Origin of the sequence: Caulobacter sp. UC70_42 (genome assembly GCF_044056025.1) — a bacterium.
GTDB lineage: Bacteria > Pseudomonadota > Alphaproteobacteria > Caulobacterales > Caulobacteraceae > Caulobacter.
Map to the genome: position 1 here is coordinate 4,244,002 of NZ_CP171994.1, position 12,010 is coordinate 4,256,011.

Below are 12,010 nucleotides of genomic sequence, written 5' to 3' on the forward strand. Positions count from 1 at the left end.
TCCGGGCGCGGCCCTCATGCTCGAGCAAAGCGCCGGTCAGAGCCGCGCCCCACGCAGGCGCAAGGCGTTGGCCACCACGCTCACCGACGACAGCGCCATGGCCAGCGCCGCGATCGCCGGCGACAGCGTTATGCCGAACGCGGGGTAGAGCACGCCCGCGGCGATCGGCACGCCGGCGAGATTGTAGGCGAAGGCGAACACCAGGTTCTGGCGGATATTTCGCATGACCGCCCGGGACAGTCGCTTGGCCCTGACGATGCCTTGCAGGTCGCCCTGCACCAGGGTCACCCCCGCGCTTTCAATAGCGACGTCGGCGCCCGCCCCCATCGCCACCCCAACCTCGGCGGCCGCCAGAGCCGGCGCATCGTCGACGCCATCGCCGGCCATGGCCACCAGACGTCCCTGCGCCCGTAAGCGCGCCACCACCTTCACCTTGTCCTGCGGCGAGACGTCGGCCTCGACCTCCCTAAGGCCCAGCCGCTCGGCCACGGCCAGCGCCGTAGTGCGGTTGTCTCCCGTCACCACGACCACGCGCACGCCGTCGGCCGCCAAGGCCGCCAGGGCCGCGGGAGTCGTCGCCTTGATCGGATCGGCGATCCCCAGCACGCCAGCCAGCCGCCCATCGACGGCGACGAACACCGCCGTCGCGCCGCCGCGACGCAGCGCCTCGGCCCGCGCCGCGAGCGGCGCCGCCTCGACGCCTTCCTGGGCCATGAGCCGGGGCCCGCCGACCGCCACGCGCTGGCCATCGACCAGGCCCAGCACGCCCAGGCCCACCGGCGAGTTGACCTGCGCGGGCTCCGACAGAGCCAGGCCGCGATGGTGCGCCATGGTCAGGATGGCCTCGGCCAGCGGATGTTCGCTTCCGCGCTCCAGGCTCGCGGCCAGGCGCAGCAGCCGCGCCTCGTCGAAACCCTCGGCGGGTTCAAGGGCCGTCACCGCCGGACGCCCCTCGGTGAGGGTTCCGGTCTTGTCGACGACCAGGGTGTCGATCTTCTCTAGCCGCTCCAGCGCCTCGGCGTCCTTGATCAGCACGCCCAGGCGCGCGCCGCGGCCGATCCCGACCATGATCGATATCGGGGTCGCCAGCCCGAGCGCGCAGGGACAGGCGATGATCAACACCGAAACCGCCGCCATCAGGGCATAGCCGAGACGGGGTTGAGGTCCGAAAGCCATCCAGGCCGCGGCGGCTGCGAGCGCGAGGCCGATGACCGCCGGCACGAACCAGGCCGAGATCCGGTCGGCCGTCCGCTGCACCGGCGCCCGGCTGCGCTGGGCCTGCTCGACCATCTGCACGATCCGCGCGAGCAGGGTTTGAGACCCGACCTTTTCGGCGCGCATGACGAAGGCGCCGGTCCGGTTGATCGCGCCGGCGACCACCGTGTCACCGGCGGCCTTGGTGACCGGCATGGACTCGCCGGTGACCAGCGACTCATCAATCGTCACGCGGCCTTCGACCAGCACGCCGTCGACCGGAATCTTCTCGCCCGGACGAACCCTCAGGCGATCGCCGACCGACACGAGGTCCAGGGTCACGGTCTCGTCGCTCCCGTCCGCCTTGACCCGGCGCGCCGTCTTGGGCGCCAGGTCAAGCAGAGCCCGGATGGCCCCCGACGTGCGCTCGCGCGCGCGAAGCTCCAGGACCTGGCCCAGCAGAGCCAGGACAGTTATCACCGCGGCGGCCTCGAAATAGACGGGCGTCGCGCCCATGGCGTCGCGCGCGCCCGACGGCAGCAGCCGAGGCGCGAACAGGCCGACGAGGCTCTCGCCGTAGGCGACGCCCACCCCCATGGCGATCAGGGTGAACATGTTGAGCCGACCGCTGACCACCGACCGCCAGCCGCGAACCCAGAACGGCCAGCCGGCCCACAGCACCACGGGCGTCGACAGAGCGAACTGGATCAGATTGGAAACCATCGGCGCGACCCACCGATGGTGACCCATCAGGTGGGCGCCCATCTCCAGTGTGAAGACCGGCAGGGTCAGACAAAGGCCTATCCAGAAGCGCCGCGTCATGTCGGCCAGTTCGGCATTGGGCGGCTGATCGCCCAAAGCGGAGACCGGCTCGAGCGCCATGCCGCAGAACGGGCAAAGCCCGGGGCCGGCCTGGCGCACCTGGGGATGCATGGGACAGGTGAAGACCAGCGCGCCAGGCGGCGTCGCCGGCGCGAGCGAGCTGTCGGTCGCGTCTGGCTCGTGGGCGTTCATTCCGTCGACCTCGCCGCGCGGGCCGCGTCGAGGTCTCGACGGAGCCGCGTCTTCCATAGGTTTCGCGCCGCCGTGACCGGACGCCCGCGATGCGGCCGCATGGCTCAGCCGACAGGCGCGGGTGATGTTGACGCGCGCATGCGCCGGCGCGGCATCCGCAATGTCCCGTAGACGACTGCGTCGGCGCCTGACGATGCGGAGGAACTTGATTTGGCGCAAGGGCGCGCCAGCGCGCGGCCCCAAACTCGCAGCATGGCATGAGGATCTCGCCGTGAGCTACGCCAGCATCCTGACCGTTCTCACCGGCGCCGACGACGACGCCCTGACGCTTGCTTCCGCCGCCGAACTGGCGCGCACCGCCCATGGGCAGGTCAGTGTGGTCCTGGCCCCTCCCCTGGCGATGTTCGGAAACGCCGCCCAGGATCCAAACGGCCTTGGCGTACCGCCCGCATCGCGAGAGGCCGCCCAGAACGCGCAGGCGGAGCTGCGTCGCGGCGTCGAGGCCATGGCCCGTGAGGTGACCGGACAATCGAGCCCGGGCGTCGAATCGGACGCCGGCCGCATCGTCTTTGTCGAGGAGCAGTCGGCGCACGCACTGGACCTATCGGCCCTCGCGCCGTTCGCCGATCTGGTGGTCGTTGGCCGCATGACGCTGCAGGCCCTGGGATCCTGGAGCGGACTGATGACCGACGCTCTCCTTCGCGCCCAGGTTCCGGTCCTGGTGATCAGCGGAGCGCGCGGAGAGTTGGGCCTCGGCGCGGCCATCGCCTGGAACGGCAGTCCGGCGGCCGCGCGCGCCGTACGCGCCGCCATGCCACTCCTCAAGGCCGCTACACGCGTGGTCATTCTCCAGGATCCGGCCCATCTGCGCGCCAGCGAGCGGGTTATCGCCGCGCCCGAACGACTGGTCGCCTATCTTCGTCGCCACGGCGTAAGCGAGATCGAGGTCGAGTCCCGTGATGGCCTCAGCCGATACGATGGCCTGGTTCGCCAGGCGCGATCCTGGGACGCGGGTCTGCTGGTGGCCGGCGCTTTCGAACACTCGCGCCTTCGCGAAGATGTCCTGGGCGGCGTCACCAAGTCGCTGATCGTCCACGGCCGGACGCTGAACCTGTTCCTAGCACACTAAGCGCGCGCCGAGCGATCACGGCCCGGCGCGGCCTTCGTGCTTCAGCGGCCAAGGACGAGCGGCAGGCGGGCCGCGGAAAGCATGCCGCGGGTGACGCCGCCGAACAGGTCCTCGCGCAGCCGACCCTGGCCATAGGCGCCCATCACGCAGTAGCTGGCGTGCTGGTCGGCGCAGGCCTTGAGGATCGCCGCATCGGCGCGCTGGCCGTGGGCCGAGGTCCGTTCGATGGAGGCGTGGACGCCGTGGCGCGACAGATAGGCTGCGGCGGCCTCCTCAGGCGCGCCCTTGCCGCCGTCGTCGGCGTTGAAAATGGTCACCGATCCGGCCAGGCGCAGAAGGGGCGTAGCCGCGCGCAACGCCCCCATGGCCGAGGCCGAGCCGTCCCACGCCACGACGGCGTGACCGCCGGCGTCGAAGCCCCGCGCGGCGTCGGGCACGGCCAAGACCGGGCAACGCGCGCCCATCACCGTCGAGCTGGCGATCGCCCGCGGCTCGATCTGCATGAAGGTGTCGCGCTTGCAGTTGATGACGATCAGATCTGCCAAGCCCGCCGCGTCCAGGACGCAGCTGGCGACGTCGCCCGTGCTCTCGATCCAGTCCCACGGCAGGCCTTCTTGGGTCAGTCGGGCGGTCAGGGCCACGCGATTGGCCGTCTCAAGCTTGTGCTCCTCCACCAAGAGCAGCGCCTGGGCCTGACCGCCGTCGTCGCCGGCGACCACGGTGATAGGAGTTACGTCGATACAGGTCAGGTGGCCCTTCAGGGCTCGCGTCGCATCCAGGGCCGCCTGCAGGCGGGCTTCCTGGCCTTCGTCCTGGTGCACGAAAAGCAGAACGTTCTTCATCATCGCCTCCAAGGCCGGCAAGAGCGCCTGGAGATCACGCTAGCGAGCGCCTCGTCGCGCCGTCATCCGCATTTGTACGGAGCCCCGGCGGGCGCCGGCCGGACGATTGACGCCGGTCAAAACGGGCCGCCGCGCGACCCATATTTTCTTCGCCCAGCCCCGGAGATTTCCTTTGTCCAGGTCAGATATTCTTGAGCGAAGCCACGCGCTGGCGGGACGTTTTCACGGGATCCGTGAGGCGGCCGGCTTGGCCTTGCCCTTGGTCGGCGCCTCGAGGCTCTTCAGATAGGCCAGGATCGCGGCGTTGTCGGCCGGCCCAAACGACCATTCGGGCATCGGTCCGTGACCGACCGTCAAGCCCTCGGTCAAAGCCTCGCTCAGCGCCTCGACATCATACCGTTCATGCAGTTGGCGAAAGCGCGGGGCTTGAGGATTGGGACTGTCGCCGGTCCGGCCCACCGCGTGACAGCCGGCGCAGTCGCGCTCGACGATGGCCTGGCCTCGGGCGACAGGGTCGGGCGGGCTGGCCGCCGCGGGCGCGGCGACCACGGCCCCGCTGAGGACCAGCGGAAGTAGGCGTAAGCCCAGAGGAACTGAAATCCGAAAGGTGCGGCGTGCGCAAGGCGTCGGGTTCCGGGGGACCTGGACGTGCATCGCGTCGACGTTCATGACCAAGCTCCGAGCCCACATTCAAGACACAAGCCTGACCATAGGATAAGGGCCCGCCCTGATCCTGATCAATATCACGAGGACCTGATGATCGACGCCGTTGATCACGCCGCCGTCAAGCAGCCCGAACGGCCCAGGCTCCTGCGGGTCCTCGGTCCGGGGTTGATCACGGGAGCCTCGGATGATGATCCCAGCGGCATCGCCACCTATTCGCAGGCGGGCGCGCAATTCGGCTTCGGCCTGACCTGGGTGATGCTGTTCAGCTGGCCTCTGATGTGCGCGATCCAGGAGATCAGCGCCAGAATCGGCCGGGTCACCGGACGAGGAATCGCAGGCAACCTCAAGCGCCACTATCCGGGCGGCATGGTCTATGCCGTGGTCCTTCTGGTGGTCAGCGCCAATGTCATCAATCTCGGAGCGGACCTGGGCGCCATGGCCGCGGCTCTGAAGCTGCTGATCGGCGGGCCCGCCCTGCTCTATGTCGCCCTCTTCGGCCTGGTCTCGGTACTTCTCGAGGTCTTCTCGCGCTATTCCCGCTACGTGTCCGTCCTCAAGTGGCTGACCCTGTCGCTGTTCGCCTATGTCGGCGTGGCGTTCGTCGTCCAGATTCCCTGGCCGACGGTGGCGCGCAGCCTCGTCATGCCGAGCGTGACCTTCAACGCCGACTATCTGACGGCCATCGTCGCGCTGCTGGGAACGACGATCAGTCCCTACCTTTTCTTCTGGCAGGCCGAAGAGGAAGTCGAGGAGGTCAGGGAGCGTGTCGACGCCAAGCCGCTTCTGAGAGCGCCGGATCAGGCGCCCGGCGGAGTTTCGACGCATCCGCATCGACACCTATGTCGGCATGGCGATCTCCAACGCCGTGGCCCTGTTCATCATCTTGACCACGGCGGCGACCTTGCACGCCCACGGGGTCAGCGACATCCAGACCTCGGCCCAGGCGGCCGAAGCCTTGCGGCCCATCGCCGGCCCGCTGGCGTTCTTCGTCTTCGCCCTGGGGATCATCGGCACCGGTCTGCTGGCCTTGCCCGTGCTGGCCGGCTCCTCGGCCTACGCCCTGGGCGAGACGTTCGGCTGGCACGTGGGCCTGGCCAGAAAACCCAGACGCGCCAAGGCGTTCTACGGCGCCATCGCGGTGGCCACGCTGATCGGCGCGGCGCTCAACTTCAGCCCCATCGACCCCATCAAGGCGCTTTTCTGGAGCGCGGTGATCAACGGGATCGTCGCCGTTCCGATCATGGCCTTGATGATGCACATGTCCAGCCGCCGCGCAGTCATGGGCTCGTTCAAGCTTCACCCGGGACTGAAAGTCGTCGGGTGGCTCGCGACCTTGGTGATGACCGCCGCGGCGGTGGGCCTGCTGGCGACCTGGGGCCGCTAGCGAGCGAAGCCGAGCCGCTCTTCCCGCCGCCTTCAGAGCCCCCAAAAATCAGGCCGAGGTATCTATCCCCAGCGCTTTTACCTAAATCTCTTCACCCATATATTTGATGCGATCTGCGCCACGGATCGAAATTTGCAACCGGATAATAAAAGTACAGATTCCGGTTCAATACTCAAAATGAGAAATAGAAGCATCGCTCCTAGGGGGCGATTTGGCCTATGAAATCGATTCTGCCCGCATCACTGGCGGCCGAAGGCGAGAGATGAGTTTTCGATTCGATCGGCCGCGGCGCCAGCAGGAAGGTTGAAGACATGAGCGGTTCCGAGGACCGGCCAGGCGCGCTGACGTTCAGCGCGAGCGACCTGGTCAAGCTGATGGCCGCGACCTACCTGCCGCTGTGCGATGAACTCGAAGCGGCGGGGGTCCTCGATCGCGGCAAGCTCGCCGACACCATGGGGCTCTACGCGCCAGCGGGGGAAGTCAGTTCGAGCGCGGCGCTGATCGCCGCCCTGCAAGCCGTTCTGCGTCGCCCCCGGCCCGAGGAGACCATCGTGCTTTCGGCGTCCTCGTTCGACGCCGCCAAGGACGTGGCGCTGCGCGTGATCCAGGGCGGCCGGCAGGACGATCAGGCGCGCGGCCAGACCTAGCCGCGCGACGTTTCGGTCTCTTGGATCAGCACGTGGGCCAGTGAGATCGCCAGCACCGCCCACGAGGCCTCGCGCTCCGGCCCAAGCCGCGCCAGGATGCGGACCGCCAGGGCGTGCGGATCGATCGCGCCGGCCTCGCGCAAGGCGCGGCACAGCGGCAGGTAGGCTCCAGCGAAGGCCAGCGTGACATCGTCGCCGTTGAAGGACGGGATGTTCAGGCCAGCCGCGCCGACCTCCTGGGTCATCGCCGCGAAGGCCGCCCAATCGGGATCGCGCGCGCCAATAGCGCCGGACTCGTCAGGCTCGCCAGAAAGACCAGGGTCAGACCCACGGCCACGAAACAGGCGGGGCAATGTCCGGCGAACGAGAACGGGTCGGATCGCGCGCTACAGAGCGGCCCTGCCATGAGACGCGGCAGGGCCTGGAACAAGGCCGCGCTCCAGGCGACGAGCGCTGCGGCGCCGGCGATTGGAGCAAGCGACCTTGGCGGCGTCACGAGCTTGGTCGACATGAAGCTCTCCCAGGAATGGATCGTCACCATGGTGGGGATCACCGAGCTTGGCATTGACGGCGATCAAAGCCTGGGCATGCGGTGCGTGAGAGGAGGGGTTTAGGTTCGCCGCAGGGAGTCTGCATGTCCGCCCCGTCTCATACTTACGCCAGGCCCCCTGCGGGTTCGGGCGCTTTACTGATCGTTTCGGCCGTAGGCGCGTTCCTGGCGATCCTCGGCGCGGGACTGACCCAGGATCCGATCTTCCGGCTGCAGGCCGAGACCATCGCGCTGGCGGGGGTGATCGCCGCGTTCGTTCTGAACGCGGGGTTGTCGGGCGGCACGCTGGTGGAGCATCCCGACCGCTATAGCGACAACGTCATCAAGGCGGGTGTGATCGCCACGATGTTCTGGGCGGCGGCGGGTCTGCTGGTGGGGGTGGTGATCGCCGCCCAGCTGTCGTGGCCGACGATCTTCTATTTTCCGGAAGCGGGCTGGCTGAACTTTGGCCGGCTGCGGCCGCTGCACACCTCGGCGGTGATCTTCGCCTTCGGGGGCAACGCGCTGATCGCCACGTCGTTCTGGGTCGTGCAGCGCACCTGCAAGGCCAAGCTGGCGGGCGGCATCGCGCCGTGGTTCGTGTTCTGGGGCTATCAGCTGTTCATCGTGCTGGCCGCGACCGGCTATCTGATGGGCGCGACCCAGGGCAAGGAATACGCCGAGCCGGAGTGGTACACCGACCTGTGGCTGACCATCGTCTGGGTCGCCTATCTGCTGGTGTTCCTGGGCACGATCTGGAAGCGCAAGGAACCCCACATCTACGTGGCCAACTGGTTCTACCTGGCCTTCATCGTCACCATCGCCCTGCTGCACCTGGTCAACAACGCCGCCATTCCGGTGGGTCTGCTGAACCACAAGTCCTATGGCGTCTTCTCGGGCGTGCAGGATGCGCTGGTGCAGTGGTGGTACGGCCACAACGCCGTCGGCTTCTTCCTGACCGCCGGCTTCCTGGCCATGATGTACTACTTCGTGCCCAAGCGCGTGGAGCGTCCGGTCTACAGCTACCGCCTGTCGATCGTGCACTTCTGGGCGCTGATCTTCATCTACATCTGGGCCGGCCCGCACCACCTGCACTACACGGCCCTGCCGCAGTGGGCCCAGACCCTGGGCATGACCTTCTCGATCATGCTGTGGATGCCGTCCTGGGGCGGCATGATCAACGGCCTGATGACGCTGTCGGGGGCGTGGGACAAGCTGCGCACCGACCCGGTGGTGCGGATGATGGTGGTGTCGATCGCCTTCTACGGCATGAGCACCTTCGAAGGTCCGGTGATGTCGATCCGCGCGGTCAACGCGCTGAGCCACTACACCGACTGGACCATCGGCCACGTGCATTCGGGCGCGCTGGGCTGGGTGGGCTTCATCAGCTTCGGGGCGGTCTACTGCCTGGTGCCGTGGCTGTGGAAGAAGAAGGAGATGTACTCGACCAAGCTGATCGAGTGGCACTTCTGGATCGCGACCACCGGCATCCTGCTCTACATCGCCGCGATGTGGGTGTCGGGCATCATGGAAGGCCTGATGTGGCGCGCCTACACGCCCCAGGGCTTCCTGGCCTACAGCTTCATCGAGACCGTCTCGGCCAAGCACATCGAGAACGTCATCCGCGCCGTCGGGGGCCTGATGTACCTGTCCGGGGCCCTGATCATGATCGTCAACATCTGGAAGACGATCGCTTCGCCCTCCGCCGAGCCGGCCGACGAAACGGCCGCTCCCGCCACCGCGATCGCCTGAGGCCGCCCATGTCCGTCTGGAAGCATCACGCCAAGTTCGAGCGGCATTCGCTGCTGCTCGTCGTCGGCATCCTCATCGTCGTCTCGATCGGGGGGCTGGTCGAGATCGCCCCGCTGTTCTGGCTGCAGGGCACCATCGAGAAGGTGCAGGGCGTACGGCCCTACACGCCGCTGGAACTGAACGGCCGCGACATCTATGTCCGCGAGGGCTGCTATCTGTGCCACTCGCAGATGATCCGCCCGCTGCGCGACGAGGTCGAGCGTTATGGCCACTACAGCCTGGCCGCCGAGAGCATGTACGACCACCCGTTCCAGTGGGGGTCCAAGAGGACCGGGCCCGACCTGGCCCGGGTCGGGGGGCAAGTACTCCGACGCCTGGCACCGCGACCACCTGATCGACCCGCGCTCGGTGGTGCCGGAGTCGGTGATGCCGCCCTACAAGTTCCTGGCCGAGAAGGACCTGGACTATGGCGACATCGTCGACCGGATGAAGGTGCTGCGCACCGAGGGCGTGCCCTACACGGCCGACCAGCTGACCAACGCCAGGAAGGACCTGGAGGCCCAGGCCGATCCGTACTCGACCGACGCGGTGGCCCTGCGCGGCCGCTACGGGGCCAAGGTGGCCAACCGCGACTTCGACGGCGATCCCGACAGGATCACCGAGATGGACGCCCTGGTGGCCTATCTGCAGATGCTCGGGACCCAGGTCGACTTCAAGTCCTACAAGGCCCAGGCCCCGGAGAACCAGCGATGAGCCAGCTCTCCTACGAAACCGTGGCGCGCTTCGCCCAGCAGGGCGGGCTGATCTACTTCGGCCTGATCTTCCTGGCTGGCGTCGCCTATGCCCTGCGGCCTTCCAAGAAGGCCGAATTCCAACACGCCGCGCGCATGCCGCTGGATGACGAGGAGCTCTCCTGATGGCTTCCGAACGCAAGACCGACGACGTCACCGGCGTCGAGACCACCGGCCATGAGTGGGACGGCATCCGCGAACTGGACAACCCGCTGCCGCGCTGGTGGCTGTGGGTCTGGTACGGCTGCATCGCCTTCTCGATCGGCTACTGGGTGCTGATGCCGGCCTGGCCGGGCGTGCATGGCTACACCAAGGGCCTGCTGCATCAGTCCGACCGGGCCGCCGTGGGCCAGGAGCTCAAGGCCCTGGACGTCCAGCGCGGCGCGGGCGCGGCCCAGCTGCGCACCGCCAGCCTCGAGCAGATCGAGAAGGATCCCAAGCTGCAGGCCTACGCCCAGCAGGTGGGCCAGTCGGTGTTCGGCGACAACTGCGCCACCTGCCACGGCATCGGCGGCACCGGCGGCAAGGGCTATCCCAACCTGCGCGATGACGTCTGGCTGTGGGGCGGCAAGCTGGAGGACATCCAGTACACCATCACCCACGGCGTGCGCACCGGCGCGGACGGGGCGCGGATGTCGCAGATGCCCGCCTTCGGCCGCGACGAGCTGCTCAAGCCCGAGCAGATCGACGACCTGACCGAATATGTCGTCCACCTGTCGAACCGTCCGGCCGACGCCGGGGCCATCGCCCGCGCCAAGCCGATCTTCGACACCCAGTGCGTGGCCTGCCACGGCCTGGAAGGCAAGGGCGACCAGGCCGTCGGCGCCCCCAACCTCACCGACAGCGAATGGCTCTACGGCGCCGACCGCGCCGCCATCCGCGGCCAGATCTTCGCCGGGAACGGCGGCGTCATGCCCACCTGGGCCGGACGCCTCAGCCCCGAAACCATCAAGGCCATCGCCGTCTACGTCCACGCCAACGCCGCCGGACAATAACCGGCCATGCCAACCCTCATCGACAACACCAAACCCAAAACACAAAACACAACAGCCGTCTCCGCCGCCGCACGGGCCGGCCGGAAAGGGTGTTGTCGATGAACATCATTCTCTTCCTGGCCCCCGCGTCGATCGGGCTTGCGCGCCATCGGTCTGCTGGCTTTCTTCTGGACCATGCGCTCGGGTCAGTACGACGACCCCAAGGGCGACGCCGCCCGCATCCTCTACGATCACCTCGACGACAAGCCGCCCGCCGATCCGCACTGACCCGCTGGCCGGCCAAAGGGAGTATCCCCATGCTCGACGTCCTCACCGCGCGCGACACCGGCCTGACCGCCGACCTCGTCGTGCGCCTGCCGGCCGAGACCATGCCCACGCCCGAGGCGGCCGACCTGCGCGTCGACGCCTTGATCGAGGAGCTGATCCAGCTGGAGGCGGCTCTTCCTCCTCCGCGGCGCGCGCGCGGCGTGCTCCTGAGCGGCGCGGCCAACCGCCTGACCCGCGACGGCATGGTCCGGCTCTTCGAAGCCTTGCGACATGTCTTTCGCTTCGCGCCGGGCGCGATCATCTCCGCCGAAATCGACCTTTCGGCCTGGTCCCGCGCGTGGGCGAGCGCCGCGGCGTTCCACGGCGTCGGCCGCGCGCGGCTCCGCGTTTCACCGCCCGCCGCGGAGGGCGCCCACGGCGACCGGCCCGAGCTTGAGACCCTGGCCCGAGCGATAGCAGCCCTGCGGGACGCCCATATCCCCACGCTGGAGGTCGAGTTGCCGGTCGCCTTCGATCTGACGGGCGGCGCGCTGGCGGATATTCGCCAAATCGTTCGCTCGACGCCCGACGTCCTGCGGCCATCCGCTGGCGCCGAAACGGCCGAGGTTCCTGGCGCGGCCCAGTCGGCGCGCGAGGTTCGCGCCTGTCTCGAACGCGCCGGCTATCACGACGCCGGCGCCGGCCTCTTCACCCTGCCCGGAAACGATCCCGCCGCGAACGGCCTCGACCAGTCCGGGACGCACACCCCCATCGTCCTCGGCGCTTGAGCGCGGTTCGCGCCAGTACGACAAAATCCCCCC

General features: G+C 68.1%; 11 protein-coding genes and 3 pseudogenes. 10 read left to right on the forward strand and 4 right to left on the reverse strand.

Annotation, left to right across the window (positions count from 1 at the left end; genetic code table 11):
- Positions 1-36: 36 nt before the first annotated feature.
- Complete coding sequence (locus ACHMW8_RS21240; RefSeq protein ID WP_395443704.1) at positions 37-2,208, reverse strand: copper-transporting P-type ATPase; 2,172 nt, start codon at positions 2,206-2,208, stop codon at positions 37-39.
- Positions 2,209-2,479: 271 nt separating this feature from the next.
- Between ACHMW8_RS21240 and ACHMW8_RS21245 the strand changes: the two genes are divergently transcribed.
- Positions 2,480-3,337, forward strand: coding sequence for a hypothetical protein (locus ACHMW8_RS21245; RefSeq protein ID WP_395443705.1), 858 nt, complete (start codon positions 2,480-2,482; stop codon positions 3,335-3,337).
- Between the two features lie 41 nt (positions 3,338-3,378).
- On the opposite strand, the gene ACHMW8_RS21250 is transcribed toward ACHMW8_RS21245, so the two are convergent.
- Positions 3,379-4,182: a universal stress protein gene (locus ACHMW8_RS21250; protein ID WP_395443706.1), complete on the reverse strand. Its 804-nt coding sequence runs from the start codon at positions 4,180-4,182 to the stop codon at positions 3,379-3,381.
- Between the two features lie 219 nt (positions 4,183-4,401).
- Positions 4,402-4,848: a c-type cytochrome gene (locus ACHMW8_RS21255; RefSeq protein WP_395443707.1), complete on the reverse strand. Its 447-nt coding sequence runs from the start codon at positions 4,846-4,848 to the stop codon at positions 4,402-4,404.
- A 252-nt stretch (positions 4,849-5,100) separates the two neighbouring features.
- Between ACHMW8_RS21255 and ACHMW8_RS21260 the strand changes: the two are divergent.
- From ACHMW8_RS21260 to ACHMW8_RS21270, 3 genes and pseudogenes are all read left to right on the forward strand, one after another.
- Positions 5,101-5,541 (forward strand): annotated as a pseudogene (locus ACHMW8_RS21260) (divalent metal cation transporter); the annotation flags it as partial.
- Positions 5,542-5,692: 151 nt separating this feature from the next.
- Positions 5,693-6,229 carry a divalent metal cation transporter gene (locus ACHMW8_RS21265; protein WP_395443708.1) on the forward strand — a complete coding sequence of 179 codons (537 nt, stop codon included), beginning with the start codon at positions 5,693-5,695 and terminating at the stop codon, positions 6,227-6,229.
- Between the two features lie 311 nt (positions 6,230-6,540).
- Complete coding sequence (locus ACHMW8_RS21270; protein WP_125159680.1) at positions 6,541-6,876, forward strand: hypothetical protein; 336 nt, start codon at positions 6,541-6,543, stop codon at positions 6,874-6,876.
- On the opposite strand, the gene ACHMW8_RS21275 is transcribed toward ACHMW8_RS21270, so the two are convergent.
- Entirely contained in the window at positions 6,873-7,121 is a 249-nt protein-coding gene (locus tag ACHMW8_RS21275) for a hypothetical protein (RefSeq protein ID WP_158624755.1), read from the reverse strand. The two genes, ACHMW8_RS21270 and ACHMW8_RS21275, sit on opposite strands and share 4 nt — an antisense overlap.
- 389 nt (positions 7,122-7,510) lie before the next feature.
- On the opposite strand from ACHMW8_RS21275, the gene ccoN reads away from it, so the two are divergent.
- The 6 genes and pseudogenes from ccoN (at position 7,511) to ACHMW8_RS21305 (ending at position 11,977) form a co-directional block, all read left to right on the forward strand.
- On the forward strand, positions 7,511-9,157 hold the full coding sequence (gene ccoN / locus ACHMW8_RS21280; protein ID WP_125159710.1) for a cytochrome-c oxidase, cbb3-type subunit I: 1,647 nt from the start codon (positions 7,511-7,513) through the stop codon (positions 9,155-9,157).
- An 8-nt stretch (positions 9,158-9,165) separates the two neighbouring features.
- Positions 9,166-9,910 (forward strand): annotated as a pseudogene (gene ccoO, locus ACHMW8_RS21285) (cytochrome-c oxidase, cbb3-type subunit II).
- Positions 9,907-10,074, forward strand: coding sequence for a cbb3-type cytochrome c oxidase subunit 3 (locus ACHMW8_RS21290; RefSeq protein WP_099578182.1), 168 nt, complete (start codon positions 9,907-9,909; stop codon positions 10,072-10,074). Before ccoO ends, ACHMW8_RS21290 begins: the two are co-directional and overlap by 4 nt.
- Positions 10,074-10,943 (forward strand): cytochrome-c oxidase, cbb3-type subunit III, encoded by an 870-nt coding sequence (gene ccoP, locus ACHMW8_RS21295; protein ID WP_395443683.1) that lies wholly within the window; start codon positions 10,074-10,076, stop codon positions 10,941-10,943. Before ACHMW8_RS21290 ends, ccoP begins: the two co-directional genes overlap by 1 nt.
- 98 nt (positions 10,944-11,041) lie before the next feature.
- Positions 11,042-11,210: pseudogene (gene ccoS, locus ACHMW8_RS21300) on the forward strand (cbb3-type cytochrome oxidase assembly protein CcoS).
- A 29-nt stretch (positions 11,211-11,239) separates the two neighbouring features.
- A complete protein-coding gene (locus tag ACHMW8_RS21305; protein ID WP_395443709.1) occupies positions 11,240-11,977 on the forward strand; it encodes a hypothetical protein in 738 nt (245 codons plus the stop codon).
- Positions 11,978-12,010: the final 33 nt, after the last annotated feature.